The sequence below is a fragment of the Winogradskyella ludwigii genome (assembly GCF_013403985.1).
Taxonomy (GTDB): domain Bacteria; phylum Bacteroidota; class Bacteroidia; order Flavobacteriales; family Flavobacteriaceae; genus Winogradskyella; species Winogradskyella ludwigii.
Genome location: NZ_JABFDF010000006.1, coordinates 179,919 through 204,883 on the forward strand (window position 1 = coordinate 179,919; position 24,965 = coordinate 204,883).

The window sequence follows — 24,965 nt, forward strand, 5'->3', positions numbered from 1 at the left end:
TTCCACGAAAGCGGAAATCTTATTTAGTGAAACTTAATTTAAACTCAATACTAAACACAAAAATATTATATTTTTCAGAGGTCTTGTAAAGATATCTTCATTTTATAGTAACTTTATCATGTTTAAGTAGTCTTATACTTTTATACAACCCAATTAACGCGACTAAAAACTATGTTTTCATTAGCTAAAGAGAATATTAAAATTGCCTTTGATTCTATAAAAAGTCAATTGTTACGAACCATCCTTACGGTTTTAATTATTGCTATTGGTATTATGGCATTGGTTGGAATTCTCAGTGGAGTTTCCGCTTTAGAAAATACTATCTCTAGTAATTTCTCTTCGATGGGTTCTAATACTTTTAATTTTCAACGTTACGAGTTTACGGCTTCACGCCAGAGTCGTAGAGAGCGTCAGAAAATAAATCCTGTAATTAATTATAGAAATGTTAAGGATTTTGAAGACAATTATAATTTCCCTTTTACTAATGTAGCGGTGTCTTTTTTTGGTACGTCTACAGCAGAGGTTAAATACGACAGTCAAAAAACAGATCCGGAAGTTGCTGTGCTTGGTGCTAATGAATTTTATATTGAAAACTCTGGTTTAGAAATAGAAAACGGCCGTTCTATCAATGTATTTGACGTAAAAAACAGTAATGCGGTTTGTGTCATTGGTAGCGATTTGCAAAAAGCTTTGTTTACAGTTGAAAACCCTGTTGGAAAAACGATAAGCATTAGAGGTTCTAAATTTAAAGTTATTGGTGTGTTAAAGGAAAAAGGATCGACTTTTGGAAACAACCAAGATTTAAGAGTGATTATACCGATACAGAAAGCCCGTTCTATTTTCACCAATCCTTATATAAACTATAGCATGAGTGTAAAAGTAGATAAAGCAGATATGCTTGAAGCTGCACAAGAAGACGCTATATTAACCTTTAGAAATATTAGAGGCCTAAACCCTATAGAAGATAGTGATTTTGGGGTTGTACGTAGTGACGATTTACTAACACGTGCCACGCAAAACATAGACGCGCTTTATATTGCGGCCTGGATTATTAGTATCATTACTATATTTGGGTCTACAATTGCATTGATGAATATTATGTTAGTTTCCGTTAGTGAACGTACTAGAGAAATTGGTGTGCGTAAAGCCCTGGGTGCAAAAAGTAAAACGATCGCTTTTCAGTTTTTTATGGAAACCATTATCATTGGGCAGTTTGGTGGTCTTTTAGGAACTGTTCTTGGTATTTTAATAGGTATGGCCGTCGCCAATGGTTTTGATCTCGAATTTTCTACACCTTGGGTGGCGATGATTTGGGCTACAAGTATTGCTTTTATTGTGGCTGTGATTTCCGGATTATATCCTGCAACAAAAGCCGCGAAATTAGACCCTATTGAGTCTTTACGTTATGAGTAACAAATAATTACTGAGACCTCAGAAATCTTTTTATTAAAACACAAATAAGATACTAATCTAATAGTTTTGCCTTCAATACATAAAACTATAAAAAAACACCTTTTACGTTTATATATCTTAGACTCTTTTAAACAAAAAAAAGCACTCAATTGAAATGAGTGCTTTTTTTTATGGGTTTTGAAGACGTCTTAGCCTTTAACTAAATTAGAAAAGTAATTAAATAATTCGCCTTTTGTAATATTAGCACCAGACTGAATCATTTTGAAAATATCTAAATGTTTATCGTCTGAATAGTCCTTCTTAGCATTAAAAAACTCAACAGAATCTGATAATAAATTATCTCTTAACCAATTAAACCCTTCTTTAGTTGTAAAGTCTACATATTCGTTTTCTTCAATCCTTAACGCTATTAATCGCATGCTTTTCTCATTACATTGAAAAAGATGAATTTGTTGTGGCGAAATATGTTCTAGATATTCCACTTTACTTAAAACACCCAACCAAACTAAATCACTAAAAACGTCTAATTCTTGCTCAGCAGTTTCTGGTTTGTCCTTTTTAATAGCTTCCCACTCATCTCCAGTAATAGATTGTGTGGCTAAAAAATTGATGAATTCTTTATGTAATTCTTCAAATTGTTCTTTTGTTAATCTTGAATATTTCATCTGGTTTTAGTTTATTGTTTTTCAATGGACAGATGGTATGCCTTTAAAAATAATTTTTATTAATTGAAATTATGAATATGGCATTTCATTAAAAAACTTTGTTTCTGATCTCATAGTTAATACGAGACCTAATTATTTTTTTAAACTATTTCACGAAAGCCTTCTCCTATGCTAATCGTGGTAGTTTTGTAATTAATTAATTGCTTTATAAGCGTCAAAAGGTCTATCTGTTGCCATGATATCTACTCCTTTTTCTTTCCATTCACGATATAATTGACCGCCTTTAGCTTCTGCACTTTTATCTAAGTTTCCTAAGGTACCTAGCATACAAACAATATTTTCATCATGTAATCTTTTAAAAAGTGAAACATCAGATAAACGTGTTCCTGTAAACGCTAACATATTTTTAGTCGGAACATTAGTCCCTAACAAACGATTAAGCTCTTCGTCATTTCTTGCAGAAACAGATAATAATAAATCTGGTGCTAACTCATAAGCCGTTTGTGCTTGTTGCAAGTTGTAAGTGATAATAATAGCAATATCAGAAGCGTTTGCCTCTCTTATAGCGTTAATCACAGTTTCCTGGCTTACTGTTTTCTTAATATCTACCGTTAAAATGATGTTGTTCTTTTTACACGACGTTAATACGTCAGAAAATAAAGGAATTTTAAAAGATGTTTCGTTGCCATGATCATCTACTAAATTAAACTCTTTTAATTCATTGTAGGTTAACTGATCTACTTTTCCGCTTCCTGTAGTTGTTCTATCAATTGAGTTATCGTGTAACAACACCAATTGCCCATCTTTAGTTTGTGCGATGTCAATTTCGTAAATAGCAACGATACTATCATTAACATAGTTAATAGTTTCTAAACAGTTTTCAGGATAATTAACCAATCCTTTTCCTCCGCGATGTACACTTACGTTAGGAAAGGTAGAATTAGAAGCTTTAAAAAGTTCTATAAGTTTTGAGGCTGCAATTTCTGTAGTCTGGGTTGATTCTTTGGACTGTTTGCAACCAACAAAAGCCAAAAATGCAAGAATAAAAAAAATCTGTTTCATGTTACAACTATTTTTAAGACCTGCTTGGTATGAGTAACCTTACAAGATTAAATCTATGATAATCTGACAAAAAAGGTAATAAAAAAACCGCTTAGAAAACTAAACGGTTTTTTGTAATAATAATAAAAAGATTATGCGTCTGCTATAACATCGAAAGTTAAATCTACTGTTACTGCTCTGTGTAATCTAATTGCAGCTTCGTACTGACCTAAACGCTTGATGTTACCACCAGTGATAGAAATAAATTTCTTATCAACTTCGTGACCTGCTTTTTTAAATGCAGCAACTAAATCCATAGTGGTAATAGAACCAAATAATTTAGCACCAGCAGTAGCGCCTGTTCCAGCTTTAGCTGTAATTTTAATATCTAAACCTCTTAAAGCTTCAGCAGTTTGTTCTGCACTAGCGATAACAGTTTTTTCTTTGTAAGCTCTTTGCTTTAAAGTCTCTGCTAATACTTTTTTAGCAGAAGAAGTAGCCATTACAGCTTGTCCTTGAGGAATTAAAAAATTTCTACCATAACCGTTCTTAACAGATACAATATCGTCTTTAAATCCTAAATTCTCAACGTCTTGTTTTAATATAAGTTCCATTGTTATGATATTTTATTTTAATAAATCAGCTACATATGGCATTAAGGCTAAATGTCTAGCTCTTTTTACTGCCACAGATACTTTTCTTTGATACTTTAAAGATGTTCCTGTTAAACGTCTTGGTAACAATTTACCTTGTTCGTTTACAAAACCTAATAACCAATCTGCATCTTTATAATCTACATACTTGATTCCAGACTTTTTGAAACGACAGTATTTCTTTACTTTAGACGTCTCAATATTTAACGGTGTTAAATATCTAATTTCTCCGTCTTTTTTTCCTTTTGCTTGTTGTTCTATTGATGACATAATTAGGCTTTTGCTTTTGCTTTAACTTTAAGTTTTTCTCTTCTTCTCTCAGCCCATGAAATAGCATGTTTGTCTAAACTCACAGTTAAGTAACGCATAAAACGCTCGTCACGTCTAAATTCTACCTCTAAAGGTTCGATTGCTTCACCAGCAACAGTGTACTCAAATAAGTGGTAAAAGCCACTTTTTTTGTTTTGGATTGCATAGGCTAATTTTTTTAAGCCCCAATCTTCTTTGGATATCATCTTAGCACCTTTAGAAACGAGGAAATCCTCATATTTCTTTACTGTCTCCTTTATCTGATCTTCAGATAAAACGGGATTTAAGATGAAAACAGTTTCATAATGATTCATAATAAATAATTTTGTTTATTGTTAAAAACGGCTGCAAAAGTACATCTTTATTCTAGATTTAACAATATTTATTCAACTAAAATTAGTAAACTTGTAACAAGCAAAATAATAATTAAAATAATACGGTTTGTCGGTAATATTTGTTTTTTAACCGAATTTATTGTACTATTGTCGATATCTTAACCTAAAATTAATAATGTTATGACTTTAAACTGTGTAGTTGTTGATGATTCTGCGATTCAGCGTCTTTCTATAGTAAAGTTAATTGAGAATCATTCCTCACTTAATCTTATTGCAGAATACAGCAGTGCGTTAGAAACAAAAAACGGTCTTAATACACATAAAGTAGATCTTATCTTTCTAGATATAGAGATGCCTGTATTAAACGGTTTTGAATTACTAGATGTACTCAACAACAAACCTCAAATTATTTTTGTTACCGGTAAAACCGAATATGCTTTTAAAGCATTTAATTACGATGCCACCGATTACCTTCAAAAACCAATCACAAAAGAACGTTTTAATGTTGCCGTAGAAAAAGCTATTGAACAACATAAATTAAAATTAGATTTTAACGAAACAGACGGCGAACATATCTTTGTGAAAAGTAACCTTAAAAAACGTAAAGTTTATATTAAGGATATTAAATGGATTGAAGCCCTTGGTGATTACGTAAAAGTAGTAACAGAAGAAAACAGCTTAGTAGTATTATCTACAATGAAAGCTTTTGAACAAGAATTACCCGAAGGTAAATTTTTAAGAATTCACAAATCTTACATTGTGAATCTCGATAAAATTGACCGCTTTAACAGTAAAAATGTTGAAGTTGGAGCTTATGAAATTCCATTGAGTCGAAATAAAAAGACTCAACTTGTAGACGCTTTGAATAACATGTAGTCGCCCCATTACATTAAAATTTAAAGTATTACATTATAAGTTATAAAGAATCCTGAGCTGAAAAGCTTGGGTTTTTTTAGTTTTAATAATTATCTACATTAATTACCACACGCACTGGTCTAAAATCTTTAACCGCGTTAAAACTATTCTCAATTTTTAGAATAGCCTGTTTGGTTTTACCTAACGATTGATTGAAAGGTATTTTAATCAATATATTTTTATGATATAAATTCCTAATTCGTGATACTGGCGGAAATTCTGGACCCAAAACATTAGATTTAAAAACCTGTTTTAATGATTTAGCATACCAATCTGCCGCTAAATTTACACGATCATAATCTTTGTGCTTAAACGTAATTTTAATCAGCCTGAAGATTGGAGGATATTTAAAATTATTACGCTCGTCCATTTGTTCTGCATACATTTCTTTATAGGCATTTGTAGACACTTGCTGTAATATATTATGATGAGGATTATAGGTCTGGATTAATACTTTTCCACGCAAATCTGTTCTACCTGCTCTCCCAGAAACCTGAGCCATTAATTGATAACTACGCTCATGTGCTCTAAAATCTGGAAAGTTAAGTAAGTTATCTGCATTCATAATACCAACTAACTTCACAAATCTAAAGTCTAAACCTTTAGTTAACATTTGCGTACCAACCAAAATATCTACTTCGCGCTGCTCAAAACTATTTATTATTTTCTCGAAACCGTATTTTCCTCGTGTGGTATCTAAATCCATACGTGCCACTTTCTTTTCAGGAAACAACACTTTTACCTCTTGCTCTATTTGTTCGGTTCCAAAACCTTTAGTATCTAACGTAGCATTGCCACAACCTTGACACGTCTTTAACATAGATGAATTGTAACCACAATAATGACAGCGTAATTGATCGCGATATTGATGATATGTTAAACTCACATCACAGTTTGGACATTGTGGCGATGTACCACAAGTTGTACATTCTATAATAGGAGAATAACCACGACGATTTTGAAATAAAATAATCTGAAACCCTTCATCCAAAGTCTCTGTCATTTCTTGAATAAGCCGATCACTAAAATGACCTTTCATGCGTTTACGCTTATATTTATCTGCCAAGTCTACGAGTTCAATATCTGGCATCATTACGTTGTTGTAACGTGTATTTAATTCTACCAAACCATATTTACCTTGAGTGGCGTTAAAATAGCTTTCTAAACTTGGAGTCGCAGATCCTAAAAGTGTTTTTGCTTTAAATATATGCGACAATACAATGGCTGCATCTCTTGCATGATATCTTGGAGCAGGATCAAATTGTTTATAGGATGACTCATGTTCTTCATCGACAATGATTAATCCTAAATTTATAAATGGCAATAATAATGAAGAACGTGCGCCAATAATAACTTGAGCTTTCTCTGAATTAGACAACATATTTTGCCACACCTCTACTCTTTCGTTGCCTGAATATCTAGAATGAAACACTGCTACTTTTTCTCCAAAATAATCTTGAAGTCTATTTACTAACTGTGTTGTTAAAGCTATTTCTGGTAATAAATACAAAACCTGTTTTCCAAGTTCTAATTGTTTTTGAATGAGCTGCACATAGATTTCAGTTTTACCTGAAGACGTCACGCCATGTAACAAGGCTACTGATTTTTCTTTAAAGCTTTCTTCTATTTGTTCATAGGCATTTTGCTGCGCCTCACTTAAACGTTTAGCATCCGCATCACCGTCTCCATCAAACTGAACACGATCGACCTGAATATGATACTCTTCTAAAATATTTTTATCGATTAACGATTTAACTATCGATGTTGATGCTCCACTACGTTCTGTTAAATCGGTAACTTTTATGGGTTGCTTTAGTGAAGCTTCCATTGTAAATAACGTTAACACCACTTCGCGTTGTTTTGGTGCACGACTTAATGCTTCTAATAATTCTTGTAACTTTTCTTGCGATTTATGATTGCTATGCAGTTTTACATAACGCACTAATTTAGGTGTGTATTTTTCGTAGAGTTCTTCTTGCAAATTCACCACACCTTTTTCTACCAAGCTATTAATAATAGGCAAAACCCGCTTTTTATCTAATATAGAAACAACATCATTAATTTTTAATGATGATTGATGTTGTAAGGCTTCATAAATTAAGAATTCTTCGTCTTTTAAATCGGATCCTTGTATGGTTACTTTTTCATTTCTAGAAATAACAGTTTCACTTTCTAATAAAAAAGCATTTGGCATTGCTGCTCGCATCACCTCACCCAAACTACACATGTAATAGCCAGAAATCCATTCCCAATGTTTAATTTGATTTTCCGTTATCACCGGAGAATCATCTAAAATCTGATGAATAGTTTTAGCATCGTAAGCCGTTGGTGGATTCTGATGAATTTTATAAACTAAGGCTGTATAAATCTTACTCTTACCAAATGGTACAGCAACACGCATTCCTATAGTTAAAAACTTGGATTCTGCTTCCGTAATATGATACGTAAATGCTTTTTGAAGTGGAATTGGTAATATGACGTCTATAAAATGCAACATTATTCTACGCGTTTCCAATATTGTGTTCTGTAAAAGAAAGCCAAATAACCTCTTACTTGAAGTGTTTCTCCGTTATCCTGGAGCTTTAATCGGCATCTGTAAGTACTCCCATTTTCAGGGTTTAAAATTGTACCTCCTTCGTAAACATTATGATTTTTAACCATATCTTCTATAAAGACTAAACCAATAATGCGGTGATTTTTTTTATCTCCTGTGCAATTAGTACATTTTCTATGTTCTACATCAGGATTAGTAACAGCAATAATTTTACCGAAAACTTTACCATCTTCTTCATAAATTTCAACTACAGATTTTGCATCTCCTGTATTATCATCTATGGTTTTCCATTTACCAATAACGTTTTGAGCTGTGAGATTAAAAAACACCGTGAACAGAATAATAAATGCTAAAGTGTTTTTAATCATAAGTTGTTATTTAAGGTGTTTGTTCTTCAAATGTAATGGGTTTAATTTAAAAAACCATCTCGATTGGAAATGGTTTTTATAAACGAGAACATTATACTATTATTCTTCACTTGTATAATGTTGCACTTTAAACCATTATAAAAATGAATTAGTCTCCTATATTTAATAATTTTCAAAGCACTACAAATCCAATATTTCCTTTTTAGATTTAGGATGTTTTCTAAAATATTGTAACGACGCATTTAGCTCATAACCTAAAAGTAAAATATTAGCGTTTAGCCATAAATACAATAGCAGAATTAATAAGGCACCAATTGAACCATAGAGTTCATTATATTTTGAAAAATTTTCAATATATATACCAAACAAATAAGACGTTAACATAATAAGCAACGTTGTAAGCAAAGCTCCTACCGAAAAGAATTTAGAGTCTCTACCTTCTTTAGTTCCAAAATAATATAACGTGGCGGTTGCTAAATACACCATGAAAACAAAGAATAAATACTTGGCAAAAATAATCCAGCCTAACCCATAAGAACTTTCCAAAGCATCGTGACCTGTAACGGTTTCATAAAGTGGTTGAATCACGTAAATCTGAAAATAACCAAACACAGCAACGGTTAATAATAAAAGGAAAGCGAGAATTAATGCTACACCAACAGCATACACGTATTGTTTAAATATATTTCGATATAATTGTTTGTGATATGACGTTTCAAAGCCAGAAAAAACGGCATTTACGCCATTTGCCATTAAAAAAACAGACAGAATAAATACGGATGATATTAAACCACCACTACTATTACTACTCATGTCTTTAAAGATACTATCTATAAAGAATTCTGAGGTTTGAGGTGGTAAAATTGAATTTAAAAAATCTAAGAAATCCACTCGAAAACCAGCAATTGGTATGTAAGGGATAACAATTATTACAAATAACAAAAACGGAAAAATAGCTGTAAAAAAACTAAATGCAATTGCACTTGCTCTTGTAGTTAAAGCACCATTTACAATACCCATTGTATAAAGTTCCAACAGATCGTAGACAGATAAACCTTCAAACCCAGGTAATTTAATCTGTTTAAAAAAGCGCACAAGTAAATTTACAACCGGAATCTTATTTAATTTATCTTCTATAAGTTTTGACATTGTATAGTTTTTAGCATCTGGTTGTTAACCTCTTGCTTTATAACTTTAAATAAATATGATACCCTAAACGGCTTTAAGACTTAAATCTTTATTGTAAACCGAATGCGTTAATGCGCCTGATGAAATAAAATCGACTCCACATTCTGCATATTTTCTAAGTGTATTTTCGTTAATACCTCCTGAAGATTCTGTTAAGCATTGATTGCCTATTAGTTTTACAGCTTTACGCGTATCTTCGTAATTAAAGTTATCGATAAGAATGCGGTAAACTCCACCACAATCTAAAATTTCTTTAATTTCTTCAAGGTTTCTTGCTTCAACAATTATTTTTAAATCGCGATTAGTATCTTTTAAATACTGTTTGGTTAAATTAATTGCTTTAGAGACTCCATCTGCAAAATCGATGTGATTATCTTTTAGCATAATCATATCATACAATGCAAATCTATGATTCTCTCCACCTCCAATTTTTACAGCCCACTTTTCAAGCGCTCTAATACCTGGAGTTGTTTTACGTGTGTCTAGAATTTTAGTTCCTGTACCTTCTAATATATCTACAAATTCTCTAGTCTTAGTTGCAATAGCACTCATACGTTGCATAGCATTTAAAACTAAACGTTCTGCTTTAAGAATGGATTGTGAAGCGCCTTCAACATAGAAAACAATATCTCCATGTTTTACTTTTTGTCCATCTTCAATTAAAGTTTCAACTTTCATGTTTTCATCTACATAAGCAAATACTTGCTTCGCAAATTCTACACCAGCAATAACTCCTTTGTCTTTGACTAACAATTTTGCTTTACCTTGAGCCGAAGCCGGAATACAAGCCAATGAGCTATGGTCTCCATCTCCGACATCTTCTCTGATAGCATTTGAGATAATTAATTCTATTTCTTTATCGAATTGTGCTTTTGAAATCATCTTGATATGTATTTAATGTAAAAATAGGAATTGATATTTGAAAATTTGAATAAATCTACAGCAGTTCGCGTGAATATATCAGTAAAACGAATAAATTTGTATCGAGAATCATCTAAATGAGACTTCTCTATACTATTCCGAAAAAAAAATTGGAATCATTAGAAGTGACAAACCCATGAATATAAAACTCATAGCCATAGGCAAAACCGACAATAAAAACTTAATTGCACTAATTGAAGATTATTCAAAACGACTTGGGTTTTATATAAAGTTTGATTTTGAAATTATTCCTGATTTAAAAAAGGTTAAAAATTTATCTGAAGCACAGCAAAAAGATAAAGAAGGTGATCTTATTTTAGCCAAAACTCAAACATCTGATGTTTTAGTTCTTCTCGATGAAAACGGTAAACAATTTGATTCCGTCGCATTTTCTGGCTACCTACAAAAACACATGAATTCAGGGATTAAAACCTTAATTTTTGTCATTGGAGGTCCTTATGGATTTTCGGATGCCGTTTATACTAGAGCTAATGGTAAATTAGGATTATCTAAAATGACCTTTTCTCATCAAATGGTGCGTCTATTCTTTATTGAACAATTGTATAGAGGGTTTACAATTCTTAGAAATGAACCTTATCATCATCGCTAAACTTACGTTGAATAATTAGTTACTTTCATTAATTAAATCGAGAACATTTGAACGCAATACTTCAAAAACTTCTGATTTTTTTTCAGCTTTATTTGCTGTTTCAAAATAAGATTCAAGTAAAATTCTGCTACTCATCACTTGTTTAGAACCGCCTGAAAAATTCAACATTGCCATAGACCAATCACTCCATATTTTTTCTTTTGATGCCTTTTCTAATAGTGTTATTACGCTAAAGTGTCTATTATCGGCTTTTATATCCTTGTATAAATCTGTAATCTCTTGTTTTGGACCTTGAATCATTTGAATGAATTTATTGCCTGAGTACACAATGCAACCTGTAATTTTATGTTTTTTATTTTTTCGCTTTGCTTTTATCAACATTAACTCAATATCCTTAGGTGAAAAATTGTCTTGAGCTTTGGATTGATATATAACTGAATAATACATATTTAAAATTTATTGATTTGCTTAAACAGCCATTAAAAGATTAGGATTAGTAATACATTGTGAAGGTAAAACGCCATAACGTTCTTTAAATATTTTAGTAAAATAACTTCTGCTTGTAAAACCAACGCTATACACTAATTCAGAAACATTAAATTCAGTTTCCTTAATTAAATTAACGGCTTTGTCAAGTCTTTTCTCTCTCACATAACAGGATACTGTAGTATTAAAAAGATATTTAAAACCCATTTGAAGCTTTGCAGCATTGAGCCCTGATAAGGCTACCAAACGCTCAACAGTTAAATCCTCAGAGATATTATTATTCATAAAAATCTCTAAAGCAATAATTTTGTCTATCTCCGATGGTCTAATTGGAGCTTCAGAATAATTACTTTCAGTATCCTCTCTATGGCGCTCTAATTGCGACGCAAGCGTATTTAGAATTGCTGCTTCTTTAAATAAAATCTCAGAAGACGATTCTAACATATGTTTTAATGCTTGCTGAGCATAAACAGCCGTTTTAAAGCAAATTCGACCTAAATATCTATAATTATCCTGAGAGAATGTGTGAGATAGTTTTACAAGGGCTCTATCTTGTAATTGATTAATTTTAAACTCATTTACACCTATTGAACTCACCACATTCTGATACGTTATGATATTCACTCGTAATGGCACATTTCCTGGGAATTTAATGATGCTTTTAGAATTATTACCTCTACTTATTATAGCATTTTGTCTAAAATTTATGCGCTCATAGCCTGGCGCGTAATTAAACTTATGAGCAATAGTACCTTCTAAACAATAGATAAAATCTACGTAATGTAATTTATTTGTAAAAAAAGATAGCTCTACATCATCATTAAACATAACATCAAAAGATAGATTAGTAATGGTATCAGTAATCTTAGAAGCAGCAATGATTCCACTACCATATTTGCTATCTATAATTAAATAATTATGACACTTTTCTCGGTAGATTTCTGTACCGATTATTTTAGAAAGATTTGAAATATTTTCAAACATATCAATTTCTAAAAATTCTATATTGACCATCGCATATTATTAATTGTTTTTATACTATTTAAGATAGTAAATAAATTTAATAAAAAAATAAATAAAACTATTTCTGATATTTAAATTGAATTTGAAGTCTAACCATAAAAAGAGGGTTTACAATTTTTAGAAATGAACATTTTCATCATACCTAAAACTACAAACCCTCTCCAATTAAACGTCGTAATTGTTTAATGTGTTTTATATACTTCTTTTCGTTTTTTTAATTGTTTTGTTAAATCATTAATCGTTTCTGTCATAGCCATTTCATAATTCTTCTCATTAGAAGTTGCAAAAATTCGAGGACCTGGCAAGCTCAATTCTATATTACATATTTTACCTGCATTATGATCTTTCTCATCAAGTTTAAAATATACTTGAGCTGAAATAAGAAACTCAAATTTAGTAGCTAATTTTTCTAATTTTTCTTCTGTCAATGCAGAAAGCGTATCACTTGCATCAAGGTTTACATATTGAAAATTTACCGTCATAATCTATATCGTTTAAATGAATAATTCTTTTGACTAAGTTACAAAACTTAAGTTTTTTTATAACTGATAAATCTCATAAAAAATACCCAAAGTTTTATAAAAATTTAAAATCATATGTTCAAAAAAATCTTAATTAATTTTTACATCTAGCTGACTAAATAAAAACGAATACTTGTGGGTGAGCTCCTGAGTAAAATCATGATCATTTAATGCTCCACCATGACCTGTACCTTTAACCGTATAAATTTCATACAACGAATCATCACTTCCTTTTTCTTGTAAATTTGCTAAAAACTTATAAGAATGAAATGGTGGAACTCTATCATCATTCTCTCCTACGATAAGTAAAACATTAGGATACTTTGTACCCACTTTCATATTATGGATTGGTGAGTAAGATTTGAGGTTAGCATAATCTAAAGAATCGGTTACAGTACCAAATTCATTAACATTAGTATTTGCAGAACCGATAGTAAACTTCTCAAAACGCAACATATCATAAACTCCTGCTTCGGCTATTGCTGCTTTAAACAATTCAGGTCTTTGGGTAATTGCAGCTCCAACAAGTAAACCTCCATGCGATGCACCATTTATAGCTAATCTTTCACTATTTGTATAGTTTTCTGAAATAAGATATTCTGCAGCCGAAATAAAATCGTCAATTGTATTTTGCTTTTTTAGTCGTCTTCCTTCAAGACTCCATTCTGTACCATTAGCTCCACCTCCTCTTACATTTGGTACAGCTAAAATTCCACCATGCAATAACCAAAGAGTTGAAGACTCATCAAAGAAAGGTTTTACTGTAGTTCCATAACCTCCATAGCCATAAATTAACGTCGGATTATTGCCATCGAGTTTTGTGTCTTTAGCACAAGTAATATACATGGGCACTTCTGTACCATCTTTAGAAGTGTACTTTACATATCTAGTTTCTAAACTTTCTGCATCATAAGGCACGGTTAAAACTTGAGCTGGCTTAAACGTAAGATCTGAGAGTGATAATTGATACCAAAGGTCAGGGTGAAAAAATGAAGACACACTAAAAATCGTATGTTTTGCATTATCTTCTCTCTCATAAAGGTAATTTATTTCTTTACCTTCAGGAAAATCAATTGTTCTTAAAAGCTGTCCTTTCAAATCAAAAATCATAGCTAAATTTTTTCCTTCATTGGTGTACATACATGCAATCTTGCCTTTGCCTAATTTATTTACCGCTGTTAATCTAGAATCATACTCTGGTATAAATTCCGATACTTTATTTAATTGTGTAATATCTGCTTGTAATACTCTTCCATTTGGAGCTTCCCAATTGGTCTTTAAAAAAACGGTGTCACCTTGGGATTCTTCTATACTAACATAAATAGAATCAGAATTTGGATACAGTAAAAAATTAGATAAATAAAACGATTCTGGTGTAATATAAGCTACTGACAAAGCTTTAACCGTTTTTCCTCTAACGGTATAATAATGATAAAAAAACACCTTATCATTTAATTTAAAATAACGGAATGAATTCGTTCCTGTAACATCTGGATTTTGATATAACATTTTATCTTCAGACTGCTTATTTCCTAATTTATGGTAAAACAATTTTTGTCCTTTTGCTTTATCTAGTAATTCTCTTCCTTCTGCAGGTTTTTCAAATGTATTATAAATAACATTTCTTTTATCCCAGATTAAACCGTAACCTCTTAAGTTTTCTAACTTATCTGAAAGTCGCTCTCCGGTTAATAAATCAAAAAAATAGGCTTCTGTCCAATCGCTTCCGTTATGCGAGAATTCAATGGCAACTAAATTAAAATCTTCATTTACATATCTATTTCTAATACTTACATTATCATCTTTATCTAATCTAAAATCTTTAAGATTTACTAATTTTTTATAGTTTTTATCACCTCTTAAGCGATACATTAAATCAGAGGAGCGTTTAGACGAAGTGCTTACATGTTTAAACTGATATTTAGACTTTAAACTATCTGCTTTCTCTTGATATGTTTTTTTATCCTTAGCTCTTGTTGCATAATACATTGTAGACAATTGAGATTTTAATGCCCACATATTTACATATTTTTTATGTTGCTTATTAGTGAATTTTTGCTGTGAGTCTAACCACCCCTCTAATCTTGGGTCGTTAGGGTTTTCCATCCATTGGTAAGGATCTTCCACCTTCTCATTAAAATAAACATCTGCAAATGTGTCTTTTGGAGTCTCTGGATAATTAAATGTTTTCTGTGCATTACCGAAGAAAACCACACTTAATAGCAACGTAAACAATAAATACTGTTTCATTTATATTTTTTAAATTTTAAAACTTAAATATAAATTTAATTTTCAGTCTATGGTGAAAAAAAACAGCTAAATCTCATTGCTCATAAAAACCTATAACTATGTAATTAAATAATTAACAGCAAAAAAACGCTTCGCAAGAAATTTCATTAAAACTAGTCCTACTTTTTATGTTTAAACTTGTAACCAAAAGCCAACTTTGCTTTTGAAAGATTTAAGCGGTACTTATTATCGTAGTCAAAATCTGTAGCATACAATCCATTACTATAGGTTAAACTCACATAGTACTGTTTAAGATTATAGGCTAAACCCACTAAAAAATCTAATTTATAAATCATTGGATTAGAGGGAATGTAGCCTCCATCTTTTAAGGTGATTTTTTTGTGTGTTATTCCAATTCCAGGCATTACATTTAAGGTCGCCGTAATGTTTTCTGGAAGTTTATAATAAGAGACAAATCCGGCTAAAACACCAATAGCAACAGATTGATACCTTTTAATATTAGCTTCTTCGTTAAAATAAGAACTGGATTCTTCAGAAAGAATACTGGAATCCGCTGAGAAATAATCAAAACCACCAAACAGCCCTAAACCTCCCGTTATAAACACATTTTCATGTTCTTTTTCAGACAAGCCCGCTTTTAATAGTGAATAAGAAAACTCTACGTTATCTAAAGTATGTAAGTAGTTAAAACCAATATTAATAGAACGTAAGTCTGATCTAAAAACATAAGGTTCATTAAAATTATTCTTCGCCTCAAATCCTTTATACGTTTGTGCATAGACGTTCACAAAATGTTTCTTTTTTAAAATCGTAGTTCCTTGTAAATCAAATCGTCTAGTTTCCTCTTTATTTGGATTTTTAAGATTAAAAGCGAGGTCTAATATTAGTTTTTTATTAGCAAAACCAAACCCTAAACCATGTTTATTGTTAGGCACAAACTTTAATCTAGAACCGTGATTTTTAAGACTGAATTTATTGACTTTATAATTGGTTAAAATGCGAATAGAATAATTTTCAATATCTCTATCTACAAGCAAAGAATCTATGTCATCAAAGTTTTGAGAACTCAGAGATAACGTAAACACACCAAAACTTAAAAGAAAAACAAGCTTTAACACTAAACTCTTTTCAAAAACATGCTGTTTTGTCAAATGATATATAATTAGATTCATATTTTTACAAAAGCTAAAATACATTAATTAAGAATATACTATGCAACTTGTCTTCGCTACAAATAACTTAAATAAAATAAAAGAAGTTCAAGCTATTATGCCACAACATATTAAACTTCTAAGTTTAAAAGATATTGCTTGTAATGAAGACATCCCTGAAACACAAGCGACCATAGAAGGCAATGCCATACAAAAAGCAGAATATCTTAAAAAACATTACGGTTATGATTGTTTTGCAGATGATACAGGTTTAGAGGTTCATGCGCTTAACGGAGAACCTGGAGTTTACTCTGCTCGTTATGCTGGTCCTCAGCGCAATGCAGAAGACAATACTAATAAGTTACTAACTGAACTTAAAGATAAACCCAATAGAAACGCTCAGTTTAAAACCGTAATTGCTTTACACATTAATGGGGAACTTCACACCTTTACTGGTATTTGTAAAGGCGAAATAACGAAAGAAAGACACGGTGAAGGTGGTTTTGGCTACGATCCTATTTTTAAAGCGGAAGCAAGTGACAAAACATTTGCTGAAATTTCTTTGGAAGAAAAAAACAACATTGGACACCGAGGAAAAGCAGTTACTCAATTAATTGCATTTCTCAACAAATAATTCGATAACTACTGCAAAAATTAGATTTAAACTATTATCCGATTTTTAGCAAACACCGACTTAAACTCTAGAAGAAACCACCTGTTTTAACGCTCTTTTTTGTAACAAACAAATTCTAAAACAAGCTCTAAAGTCAATGAGAATAAGTATTTTTATAATATAAATTGATTATCCAAATAATTAACGTACCTTTGCACCTTGCAAAAATTCCAAGATAGAATTTTGTAAATTCCTCAGAGTGAGGATGTGTTACCTAGAAGTTTAAGTGTTTAGTATGTCGATTCGCTTCTTTTGTAACACCAACAGAACATAATCGAATACATATACTCAAGAATGAGCACATTCCAAGAACTCGGTCTTAATGAAGACCTTTTACACGCTATTACGGATTTAGGTTTTGAAAAACCAAGTGAAGTCCAACAAAAAGCAATTCCCCTTTTATTAGAAGAAGACATAGATTTAGTGGCTTTAGCACAAACTGGTACTGGGAAAACTGCAGCATTTGGATTTCCAATGTTAGCAAAAATAGATATGGATAGCAGAACCACACAAGGTTTAATCTTATCTCCAACTCGTGAACTTTGTTTACAAATCACCAACGAATTAAAACTTTACGGTAAATATTGCAAAGGACTAAATGTAGTTGCCATTTATGGTGGTGCAAGTATTAGCGACCAAGCAAGAGCTGTAAAAAGAGGAGCGCAAATTATTGTAGCAACTCCAGGACGTATGAAAGATATGATTAGCCGTAGAATGGTTGACATTTCTAAAATACAATACAGCGTTTTAGATGAAGCTGATGAGATGCTAAACATGGGTTTTAAAGAAGATATCACAGATATTCTTTCTCATACACCTGAAGACAAAAACACGTGGTTGTTTTCTGCAACGATGCCTAGAGAAGTGGCAACGATAGCAAAAAAATTCATGTTAGACCCTACGGAAATTACAGTAGGTAACAAAAATGAAAGTACCAATAACGTTTCTCACGAATATTATTTAGTAAACGCAAGGGATCGTTACCAAGCGATGAAACGTTTGGCAGATGCAAATCCAGAAATTTTCTCTGTAATTTTCTGTCGTACAAAAAGAGACACTCAAAAAGTAGCCGAACTTTTAATTGAAGATGGTTATTCTGCTGGAGCTTTGCATGGAGATTTAAGCCAAAATCAGCGAGATATCGTAATGAAATCTTTCAGAAGCAGGCAAATACAAATGTTAGTAGCAACAGATGTTGCAGCTCGTGGAATTGATGTAGATGATATTACACACGTAATTCATTATCAATTACCTGATGAACCAGAAATTTACACACACAGATCTGGTAGAACTGGTCGTGCTGGTAAAACAGGTATCTCAATGGTCATTGTTTCTAAAAGTGAAGTTAGAAAGATTAAAGGTATTGAGCGTATTATTAAAAAACAGTTTGAGAAGAAAGATATTCCTTCTGGAGGTGATATTGTTGAAGTACAATTAATGGCTTTAGCAAATAAAGTACATGTTACAGAAACGAATCACGAAATTGATAAGCATTTAGAAAGTATAAACGAATTATTTGCAGATACTGATAAAGAAGAACTTATCAAGAAATTCTTTTCTGCAGAATTTAACCGTTTCTTCAACTATTACCAAAAATCGAAAGATTTAGGTGTTGTAGACTCTAGAGGTTCAGATAGAGATGGTGGACGTGACTATGGAAAACAATCTAACGATTCTCGCTTCTTCATTAACGTAGGTAGTAAAGATGGTTTTGATTGGATGAAGATGAAAGACTTCTTAAAAGAACAATTAGAATTAGGACGTGACGATGTTTTTAAGGTAGATGTAAAAGAGAGTTTTTCTTTCTTTAATACAGAAAAAGCATTACAAGAAAAGATACTTGCATTCTTTACGGATTACAAATACGAAGGTCGTTTTGTAAATGTTGAAGTTAGTGAAGATAGAGGTGGCGGAAGAAATCGTGGTGGCCGAAGTGGCGGAAGAAGCCGTGGTGGTAACGAAAGACGTTCTTCAGGAGGTGGAGGTCGCAGACGCGCTGATAGCCCAAGAGGAGAAAGACGCTCTTCAGGAGGTTCTGGGAACAGAACTGACAGAAGACGTTCAGACGATTCTCGTTCTAGTGATCGTGGAGACAGAAGATCTAGCGATTCTAGTAGAGGAGATAGACGTTCTTCATCTTCAGAATCTAGCGGAGGTTCAGATAGACCAAGACGTTCTAGACGTAGAGACTAAACTGTATTTGCAGTAAAATATAAAACTTTTAAAAACCAAAATTTAGAGAACAATCTCTCAGTTTTGGTTTTTTTATACCCATACGGTAAACTTATACTTAGAAATAAAAGTTAATTTTACGTCAAAAATAAACGAGCAGCCCTTAAAATACGTTTTGTTTATTATATTTACATCGTAACAAACTTACATGCGATATCTACTTATTTTAATTTTCAGCTTGACTGCTGCTCTAGGCTATAGTCAAGACAGTACTTCTACTACAGCAATTACCAAGGTTAAAGGAACTTTAATTAGTACTACAACCAACCTACCACTTAGCGAAGCTAATATTGTAAATATTAACCAAGTTGTTGGAACTGCAACAAACGATGATGGCCTTTTTGAAATTAGAGCTAAAGTCAACGATACTTTACACTTATCTTACATTGGTTATAAATCCATCAAAGTACGTGTGACTAATGATTGGTTAAAATTTGGGAATACTGAAATTGGAATGACCGAATTAGCTCTAGCACTAGAAGAAGTAACCGTAAAGCAATTACAATTAACAGGCTATTTAGAAGTAGATATGAACCAAGTTCCTGTAACGTCTAATAACCGTTATCGAATTTCTGGATTACCTGGTCAAGGTTATGAAGCTGGTAAACCTAATATTGCTACCAAAGTTCTTGGAGCCATTTTTAATCCTGCAGATTTCTTATATAATATGTTTGGCCGCAAGCCTAATGAAATGCATAAGCTTAAGAAAATGAAAAAGGATGACGAAATTAGAAACCAACTTGCTAAGCGTTTTGATAGAGAAATGTTATTGGTTTTATTACAAGTTACCAAATATGATTTAGATGAAATAGTTAACCAATGTAACTATTCTAAAGATTTTATAAACACAGCAAATGACCTTCAAATTTTGGATGCCATTAGTGAATGTTACGAAGAATACAAAGTTATAAAACGAAGTAAAGAGCGGAAAAGCAGTAAGGATTAAAGCTTATTTTACAAGTCTAATTTTTCCACCTACAACTTTTATCCTATCAAATTAAATCTACACAACTATAAATCAATAAGAAATTAAAGAGTCACATTATTGTGAAATATAAATTTTAAAAAAATCTTTATTTCTCATTATATACAAGGGAATCCCTTTTTTCGTTGATGATATGATAGCTTCCATATTCTGCGGTTCGGACAATTACCTGAATACGATCATTAAAAAACACTACTTTTATCTCATCAATATTTGCATATACTGCATCTTCTTTCGTAATTTTCTTTCTCCCAAATCTACCTTTTATTAAGGTATTACTAATTATTCCTTGGTTTAATTTATAAGTTGGTTGATTTTTAATAGCGCAGCTAAACGTCATTATTAGCCTTGGTGTATTATCTACAGCAAACTGAATCGCTACGTTATGGATAGGTAACTCTATATAATCCTCTTCACTAACTATAAGTTCCTTTGTATCAGAGTCAACAAGCTCTATAAAGGATTTAGAAAACTTAATAGCACCACCGTTTTTTAGACCTAAATTTAGTTTGTAACTCATCATCTCATCTAAATAAGCTTTATAATCACTATTACCATAACCTACAAATTTTGAATAAAACTTATTTAATGCTTCATCTGTTAAGGCATTATTCTTCTTCTTTATATAAGTATAATAGATTAAATCTAAAATCTCATTATACGTATTTTTCTTAGTTAGCCTTCTTGCAAATTCTCTTATATATTCATTTTCATCAATAGGAAATTCTAAGGCCGTGTTTTGCGTTTCATTTATTTGTTTGATAAATACTACTACTGCACTTTCATCTTTTTTATAATCGTATTCTACAAAGTTATTTATTGTATGTGCAATGACTTGCCCTAACGAAAGCCCATAAACATAAGTACCAGCTTCAAAATAAGAACGTTGGTCATAATCAAAAGATTTTACAAAATCTTCATTACAATAATTAGCAATATCTAATTCACATTCAGTGTAAAATGAATACTTATTTCTTGTTAAGTTTTTTGTAAGTTTTCGCTTAAAACCTACAGGTGAGAAAACGACCTTTTCATCATATAATTGAATATTAATACCATTACCATCATCATGCACTACTAAAGGAACAAAACCCGAACTGTTTCTAGACGACATACTATAACCACCAAAACTAAAGAATAAGTTTTCAAGGCTTTTATCCATCCATTCTGTTATGTTAGAAATATCTTTTCTATCTTCTCTAATAATTGTTGAAGCATCGCAAAACTCTTCCAGCACTTCTAACGCAGATTCGTAACCTTGCTGACTATAAACGCAAAAGTGAATGCTCCACGAAACAATGAAAAAGAAATATACTTTGTATTTAAATGTAAAATTCATATTTTAATTTCTATGATAAGTTCTTCTTCCACCTTTCATTTCGTAAGTACGCTTTATATTGCCCTTATCATCATATTCATAATAAGTGCCATTACCATTTTTTAATGTGCCTTTATCTAAAGAATTTCCGTCTACATCATTCATTACAATAACAGTAATTAACTTACCATCATCGTCATATTGTATACTAGACTTTACAATTCCATTTTCATAATAAGTTGTGTGTTTACCAGAATAATGGTTTGATTTATAAACGGTTTTTAGTTTTACTTGTCCATTTTCAAAATAGGATACTTGTTTCCCATCTAATCTGTCTTTCTTATAATTTTTAATTTCTTTAATGTTTCCATCTCTATTATAAGTCGTGTATTTGCCATCTTTTTTTCCTTGTTTATAGTTTACTTTACTCATAATTTTCCCACTATCACTATAATAATTTACGGCCTCACCATTCTTTGCATAACCCACAAAGCGCGTCAATGATCTTATAAAACCATCTTTATTGTAATTTACTTCTATTCTCTTAGTGCCTTTTTTAGAGTATTTTGTTTTTTTATTAATTGTACCATTTTTATAATATTCAATAACCTCACCAGTGATATAATCATCCTTGAATACTTCTTTTTTCAACAACTGATTATTATCAAAATAATATGTCCAAGTACCAACTCGATCCCAGTTTTCATTATAAAATTCTTGGCTACTAAGGTTTCCGTTTTCGTGAAAAAACTCTAGACATTCGGTTTGAGCAAATAGAAAATTTGAAAATAGAAATATTACAATTAGTATAGAAGTTTGACAACGCATCCGAGAAGTAAAGATTATAAATTTTATTAGCAAGAATTCAAAATTACAAAAATTAAACATCAGCATTATAACGCTCTACAATAGCATCATAATCCTTAACTGTTTTTTTAATCCAATCAAACCGTTTTTCAATAATCTCTTCGTTTGTTAATTGCCAATTTATGTCCGATTTTCGTAATTGTGCTGTAACATGTTGAAGAATAATTGCCGCAGAAACTGAGATATTTAAACTTTCTGTAAAGCCAACCATGGGAATTTTAAGAAAACTATCTGCTTGATCAATCACTTGCTGAGATAAACCTTGGGATTCTCTTCCAAAGAAAAAGCAAGATTTTTTAGTGATATCAAAATCTATTAATTCACAATCATCAACGTGAGGAGTTGTTGCCACAATTTGGTAGCCTTCTGCTTTTACATCCTTTATACAATCTGAAATGGATTGAAATCGATTAAGATCTACCCACTTTTGGGCTCCCATTGCAATCTCACGATCTATACTTTTAGAATTTACTTCTTCTACTATATTCAATTCCTGGATTCCAAAAACATCACATGTACGCATCACAGCACTCGTATTATGTAATTGATATACGTCTTCCGTAGCCACCGTAAAATGTTTAGTACGATTTGGCAACACTGATTTAAAACGCTCTTTACGGTTTTCTGTTAAAAAGGTTTCTAAATACTCTAGTAATTTTAAATCTTGCATAATTCAAAAATACTAAAAATGAAGTTGAAATTAAACCTGAGTAAAAGTTGAGATATTATTGCAAGCCAAGCGTGCTATTCTTTTAATTAAAATGAAGTATTAAACAGATTACCACTACAGACAAAAAAATGGCTTCTTAGTGACGGAAATTGATTATTTTTAATTTATGAAAAAACACATCGTTGTATTAACAGGAGCTGGGATAAGTGCAGAAAGTGGTATTAAAACATTTAGAGATGCCGATGGACTTTGGGAAGGACACGATGTTATGGAAGTTGCCTCTCCTGAAGGTTTCGCTCAAAATCCAGAATTGGTTTTAAATTTTTATAACGAAAGACGAAAACAATTAAAAGAGGTTAAACCCAACCAAGCACATTTAAATTTAGCGATTTTAGAAAAGGATTATAAAGTCACTATAATTACACAAAACGTTGATGATTTACACGAGCGTGCAGGCAGTACTGATGTGGTTCATTTACATGGAGAACTACGAAAAATAAGAAGCACAAGAGATGAAAACGATATTAAAATTTGGGACGAAGACCTAAAACTAGGAGACACCTGTGAAAAAGGCTATCAACTAAGACCACATATTGTTTGGTTTGGAGAAGCCGTTCCTATGATTGATACTGCTGTTAAAATTTGTTACGCTGCAGATATTCTTATTATCATTGGAACAAGTATGCAAGTGTATCCTGCGGCAAGCTTAATCGATTATGTGCAACCCAATACTCCTATTTATTATATAGATCCTAAACCTGCAATTAACGATTCTGGAAAAATAACTGTTATTTCAAAATCGGCGACAGAAGGCACAAAAGATCTAATGCGTATTTTAAAGGATTCAGAATAATAAACTTTAATTAATTCAAAAATTATCATTAAACCAACTGACTCTCATAACGTTCCAAAAATCCTGACACCTATTAGACTACAGGACTATGGTATTGGTATTTTTAATTCAATTTCAACAAAATCTGCACTAAAGAAAGCCTTAAAGAAAAACTATATCTCTGTTAATGGAGTTATAGCCACTTCTGCTACTTATATAAATGGTGGAGAATGCATTACTTTAAACATCAAATCACCTATTGAGCCTAGAAAACAACTACTGTTTAAATTAAATGTTTTATTTGAAGATGATTTTCTGGCTGTAATCCATAAACCTGCTGGTATTTTAGTAAGTGGTAATCATTTTAAAACCGTTGCAAATGCTTTAGTACAGAATTTAAAACGAAGCATACAACCTGATGTTACAAAACCACAGCCTGTGCATCGCTTAGACTTTGCAACTACTGGTGCTTTACTCATTGGAAAAACAAGTAGTAGTATTATAGCTTTAAATAAATTATTTGAAGACCGATCTATTAAAAAAACATATTACGCAGTTACTATTGGAAATATGAAATCTGAAGGTAGCATCACTACAGAAGTAGACGAGAAACCTTGTAAGTCTAATTATAAAGTTCACCAAACAGTGACTTCCGAAAGATTTGGTTACCTTAATTTAGTAGAATTAGAACCTTTTACAGGACGAAGACATCAATTACGCCAACACCTCTCTGACATAGGAAACCCTATTTTGGGAGATAAAGATTATGCTATAGATCATTTAATTCTAAATGGAAAAGGGATGTATTTACATGCTTACTCTATAAGCTTCAGGCATCCTTTTACAAATGAGTTCATGCATTTAAAAAGTGACTTACCTGAACGATTTAAGAAAATATTTAGTTCAATTTAATGTTGAAGCAACGTATACAATTCCTCATAAGACTAATGAGAAATTCTTAACGACAAGATTAATTATTACAAAT

At 31.6% G+C, this 24,965-nt stretch carries 25 protein-coding genes; 8 read left to right on the forward strand and 17 right to left on the reverse strand.

Annotated features, from left to right (window positions below; translation table 11 throughout):
• The first annotated feature begins 171 nt into the window (after positions 1-171).
• The gene (locus tag HM981_RS14610; protein WP_179339545.1) at positions 172-1,413 is read left to right on the forward strand and encodes an ABC transporter permease; all 1,242 of its coding nucleotides are present in this window, start codon (positions 172-174) and stop codon (positions 1,411-1,413) included.
• A 188-nt stretch (positions 1,414-1,601) separates the two neighbouring features.
• Here the strand turns inward: HM981_RS14610 and HM981_RS14615 are convergent, their stop codons facing one another.
• From HM981_RS14615 to rpsF, 5 genes are all read right to left on the reverse strand, one after another.
• Positions 1,602-2,078 (reverse strand): DUF6495 family protein, encoded by a 477-nt coding sequence (locus HM981_RS14615; protein ID WP_179339546.1) that lies wholly within the window; start codon positions 2,076-2,078, stop codon positions 1,602-1,604.
• Positions 2,079-2,270: 192 nt separating this feature from the next.
• On the reverse strand, positions 2,271-3,140 hold the full coding sequence (locus HM981_RS14620; RefSeq protein ID WP_179339547.1) for a glycerophosphodiester phosphodiesterase family protein: 870 nt from the start codon (positions 3,138-3,140) through the stop codon (positions 2,271-2,273).
• A gap of 131 nt (positions 3,141-3,271) precedes the next feature.
• On the reverse strand, positions 3,272-3,733 hold the full coding sequence (gene rplI, locus HM981_RS14625; protein ID WP_179339548.1) for a 50S ribosomal protein L9: 462 nt from the start codon (positions 3,731-3,733) through the stop codon (positions 3,272-3,274).
• A gap of 12 nt (positions 3,734-3,745) precedes the next feature.
• Positions 3,746-4,045 (reverse strand): 30S ribosomal protein S18, encoded by a 300-nt coding sequence (gene rpsR / locus HM981_RS14630; RefSeq protein ID WP_173588564.1) that lies wholly within the window; start codon positions 4,043-4,045, stop codon positions 3,746-3,748.
• On the reverse strand, positions 4,045-4,395 hold the full coding sequence (gene rpsF / locus HM981_RS14635; RefSeq protein WP_179339549.1) for a 30S ribosomal protein S6: 351 nt from the start codon (positions 4,393-4,395) through the stop codon (positions 4,045-4,047). The genes rpsR and rpsF overlap by 1 nt, the downstream gene beginning before the upstream one ends.
• 201 nt (positions 4,396-4,596) lie before the next feature.
• Between rpsF and HM981_RS14640 the strand changes: the two genes are divergently transcribed.
• Positions 4,597-5,292 carry a LytR/AlgR family response regulator transcription factor gene (locus HM981_RS14640; RefSeq protein ID WP_179339550.1) on the forward strand — a complete coding sequence of 232 codons (696 nt, stop codon included), beginning with the start codon at positions 4,597-4,599 and terminating at the stop codon, positions 5,290-5,292.
• Between the two features lie 82 nt (positions 5,293-5,374).
• Here the strand turns inward: HM981_RS14640 and priA are convergent, their stop codons facing one another.
• From priA to nadC, 4 genes are all read right to left on the reverse strand, one after another.
• On the reverse strand, positions 5,375-7,828 hold the full coding sequence (priA, locus tag HM981_RS14645; protein ID WP_179339665.1) for a replication restart helicase PriA: 2,454 nt from the start codon (positions 7,826-7,828) through the stop codon (positions 5,375-5,377).
• Complete coding sequence (locus tag HM981_RS14650; protein WP_179339551.1) at positions 7,828-8,253, reverse strand: DUF2147 domain-containing protein; 426 nt, start codon at positions 8,251-8,253, stop codon at positions 7,828-7,830. The genes priA and HM981_RS14650 overlap by 1 nt, the downstream gene beginning before the upstream one ends.
• Positions 8,254-8,433: 180 nt before the next feature.
• The gene (locus HM981_RS14655) at positions 8,434-9,402 is read right to left on the reverse strand and encodes a YihY/virulence factor BrkB family protein (RefSeq protein ID WP_179339552.1); all 969 of its coding nucleotides are present in this window, start codon (positions 9,400-9,402) and stop codon (positions 8,434-8,436) included.
• A 63-nt stretch (positions 9,403-9,465) separates the two neighbouring features.
• Positions 9,466-10,323, reverse strand: a complete 858-nt coding sequence (gene nadC / locus HM981_RS14660) for a carboxylating nicotinate-nucleotide diphosphorylase (protein WP_179339553.1) — start codon at positions 10,321-10,323, stop codon at positions 9,466-9,468.
• A 175-nt stretch (positions 10,324-10,498) separates the two neighbouring features.
• On the opposite strand from nadC, the gene rlmH reads away from it, so the two are divergent.
• Positions 10,499-10,972 (forward strand): 23S rRNA (pseudouridine(1915)-N(3))-methyltransferase RlmH, encoded by a 474-nt coding sequence (gene rlmH, locus HM981_RS14665; protein WP_179339554.1) that lies wholly within the window; start codon positions 10,499-10,501, stop codon positions 10,970-10,972.
• A 15-nt stretch (positions 10,973-10,987) separates the two neighbouring features.
• On the opposite strand, the gene HM981_RS14670 is transcribed toward rlmH, so the two are convergent.
• The 5 genes from HM981_RS14670 to HM981_RS14690 form a co-directional block, all read right to left on the reverse strand.
• Positions 10,988-11,419 carry a BLUF domain-containing protein gene (locus HM981_RS14670; protein ID WP_179339555.1) on the reverse strand — a complete coding sequence of 144 codons (432 nt, stop codon included), beginning with the start codon at positions 11,417-11,419 and terminating at the stop codon, positions 10,988-10,990.
• Positions 11,420-11,440: 21 nt separating this feature from the next.
• Positions 11,441-12,472 carry an AraC family transcriptional regulator gene (locus tag HM981_RS14675; RefSeq protein ID WP_179339556.1) on the reverse strand — a complete coding sequence of 344 codons (1,032 nt, stop codon included), beginning with the start codon at positions 12,470-12,472 and terminating at the stop codon, positions 11,441-11,443.
• A 191-nt stretch (positions 12,473-12,663) separates the two neighbouring features.
• Positions 12,664-12,963, reverse strand: coding sequence for an HPF/RaiA family ribosome-associated protein (locus HM981_RS14680; RefSeq protein ID WP_179339557.1), 300 nt, complete (start codon positions 12,961-12,963; stop codon positions 12,664-12,666).
• Between the two features lie 129 nt (positions 12,964-13,092).
• Positions 13,093-15,252 (reverse strand): prolyl oligopeptidase family serine peptidase, encoded by a 2,160-nt coding sequence (locus HM981_RS14685; protein WP_179339558.1) that lies wholly within the window; start codon positions 15,250-15,252, stop codon positions 13,093-13,095.
• A gap of 158 nt (positions 15,253-15,410) precedes the next feature.
• Positions 15,411-16,424, reverse strand: a complete 1,014-nt coding sequence (locus HM981_RS14690; protein ID WP_179339559.1) for a DUF4421 family protein — start codon at positions 16,422-16,424, stop codon at positions 15,411-15,413.
• A gap of 40 nt (positions 16,425-16,464) precedes the next feature.
• On the opposite strand from HM981_RS14690, the gene HM981_RS14695 reads away from it, so the two are divergent.
• From HM981_RS14695 to HM981_RS14705, 3 genes are all read left to right on the forward strand, one after another.
• Positions 16,465-17,037: a non-canonical purine NTP diphosphatase gene (locus tag HM981_RS14695; protein ID WP_179339560.1), complete on the forward strand. Its 573-nt coding sequence runs from the start codon at positions 16,465-16,467 to the stop codon at positions 17,035-17,037.
• Between the two features lie 333 nt (positions 17,038-17,370).
• Positions 17,371-19,269, forward strand: coding sequence for a DEAD/DEAH box helicase (locus HM981_RS14700; protein WP_179339561.1), 1,899 nt, complete (start codon positions 17,371-17,373; stop codon positions 19,267-19,269).
• A 187-nt stretch (positions 19,270-19,456) separates the two neighbouring features.
• Entirely contained in the window at positions 19,457-20,254 is a 798-nt protein-coding gene (locus HM981_RS14705; RefSeq protein ID WP_179339562.1) for a carboxypeptidase-like regulatory domain-containing protein, read from the forward strand.
• 127 nt (positions 20,255-20,381) lie between these two features.
• On the opposite strand, the gene HM981_RS14710 is transcribed toward HM981_RS14705, so the two are convergent.
• The 3 genes from HM981_RS14710 to HM981_RS14720 are packed head-to-tail and all read right to left on the reverse strand — an operon-like array spanning position 20,382 to position 23,148.
• Complete coding sequence (locus tag HM981_RS14710; protein WP_179339563.1) at positions 20,382-21,632, reverse strand: hypothetical protein; 1,251 nt, start codon at positions 21,630-21,632, stop codon at positions 20,382-20,384.
• A gap of 3 nt (positions 21,633-21,635) precedes the next feature.
• Positions 21,636-22,439, reverse strand: coding sequence for a toxin-antitoxin system YwqK family antitoxin (locus tag HM981_RS14715; RefSeq protein ID WP_179339564.1), 804 nt, complete (start codon positions 22,437-22,439; stop codon positions 21,636-21,638).
• A gap of 52 nt (positions 22,440-22,491) precedes the next feature.
• Positions 22,492-23,148 (reverse strand): TrmH family RNA methyltransferase, encoded by a 657-nt coding sequence (locus tag HM981_RS14720; RefSeq protein ID WP_179339565.1) that lies wholly within the window; start codon positions 23,146-23,148, stop codon positions 22,492-22,494.
• A gap of 166 nt (positions 23,149-23,314) precedes the next feature.
• Here HM981_RS14720 and HM981_RS14725 point away from each other — a divergent pair, with 166 nt between their 5' ends.
• Complete coding sequence (locus tag HM981_RS14725) at positions 23,315-24,001, forward strand: SIR2 family NAD-dependent protein deacylase (protein ID WP_179339566.1); 687 nt, start codon at positions 23,315-23,317, stop codon at positions 23,999-24,001.
• A 303-nt stretch (positions 24,002-24,304) separates the two neighbouring features.
• Positions 24,305-24,892: an RluA family pseudouridine synthase gene (locus HM981_RS14730; protein ID WP_317167182.1), complete on the forward strand. Its 588-nt coding sequence runs from the start codon at positions 24,305-24,307 to the stop codon at positions 24,890-24,892.
• The last annotated feature ends 73 nt before the right edge of the window (positions 24,893-24,965 follow it).

Coding starts and splice junctions, on each gene's coding strand:
- HM981_RS14610 (WP_179339545.1), top strand. CDS start 172: ATGTTTTCATTAGCTAAAGAGAATATTAAAATTGCCTTTGATTCTATA.
- HM981_RS14615 (WP_179339546.1), bottom strand. CDS start 2,078: ATGAAATATTCAAGATTAACAAAAGAACAATTTGAAGAATTACATAAA.
- HM981_RS14620 (WP_179339547.1), bottom strand. CDS start 3,140: ATGAAACAGATTTTTTTTATTCTTGCATTTTTGGCTTTTGTTGGTTGC.
- rplI (WP_179339548.1), bottom strand. CDS start 3,733: ATGGAACTTATATTAAAACAAGACGTTGAGAATTTAGGATTTAAAGAC.
- rpsF (WP_179339549.1), bottom strand. CDS start 4,395: ATGAATCATTATGAAACTGTTTTCATCTTAAATCCCGTTTTATCTGAA.
- HM981_RS14640 (WP_179339550.1), top strand. CDS start 4,597: ATGACTTTAAACTGTGTAGTTGTTGATGATTCTGCGATTCAGCGTCTT.
- priA (WP_179339665.1), bottom strand. CDS start 7,828: ATGTTGCATTTTATAGACGTCATATTACCAATTCCACTTCAAAAAGCA.
- HM981_RS14650 (WP_179339551.1), bottom strand. CDS start 8,253: ATGATTAAAAACACTTTAGCATTTATTATTCTGTTCACGGTGTTTTTT.
- HM981_RS14655 (WP_179339552.1), bottom strand. CDS start 9,402: ATGTCAAAACTTATAGAAGATAAATTAAATAAGATTCCGGTTGTAAAT.
- nadC (WP_179339553.1), bottom strand. CDS start 10,323: ATGATTTCAAAAGCACAATTCGATAAAGAAATAGAATTAATTATCTCA.
- rlmH (WP_179339554.1), top strand. CDS start 10,499: ATGAATATAAAACTCATAGCCATAGGCAAAACCGACAATAAAAACTTA.
- HM981_RS14670 (WP_179339555.1), bottom strand. CDS start 11,419: ATGTATTATTCAGTTATATATCAATCCAAAGCTCAAGACAATTTTTCA.
- HM981_RS14675 (WP_179339556.1), bottom strand. CDS start 12,472: ATGGTCAATATAGAATTTTTAGAAATTGATATGTTTGAAAATATTTCA.
- HM981_RS14680 (WP_179339557.1), bottom strand. CDS start 12,963: ATGACGGTAAATTTTCAATATGTAAACCTTGATGCAAGTGATACGCTT.
- HM981_RS14685 (WP_179339558.1), bottom strand. CDS start 15,252: ATGAAACAGTATTTATTGTTTACGTTGCTATTAAGTGTGGTTTTCTTC.
- HM981_RS14690 (WP_179339559.1), bottom strand. CDS start 16,424: ATGAATCTAATTATATATCATTTGACAAAACAGCATGTTTTTGAAAAG.
- HM981_RS14695 (WP_179339560.1), top strand. CDS start 16,465: ATGCAACTTGTCTTCGCTACAAATAACTTAAATAAAATAAAAGAAGTT.
- HM981_RS14700 (WP_179339561.1), top strand. CDS start 17,371: ATGAGCACATTCCAAGAACTCGGTCTTAATGAAGACCTTTTACACGCT.
- HM981_RS14705 (WP_179339562.1), top strand. CDS start 19,457: ATGCGATATCTACTTATTTTAATTTTCAGCTTGACTGCTGCTCTAGGC.
- HM981_RS14710 (WP_179339563.1), bottom strand. CDS start 21,632: ATGAATTTTACATTTAAATACAAAGTATATTTCTTTTTCATTGTTTCG.
- HM981_RS14715 (WP_179339564.1), bottom strand. CDS start 22,439: ATGCGTTGTCAAACTTCTATACTAATTGTAATATTTCTATTTTCAAAT.
- HM981_RS14720 (WP_179339565.1), bottom strand. CDS start 23,148: ATGCAAGATTTAAAATTACTAGAGTATTTAGAAACCTTTTTAACAGAA.
- HM981_RS14725 (WP_179339566.1), top strand. CDS start 23,315: ATGAAAAAACACATCGTTGTATTAACAGGAGCTGGGATAAGTGCAGAA.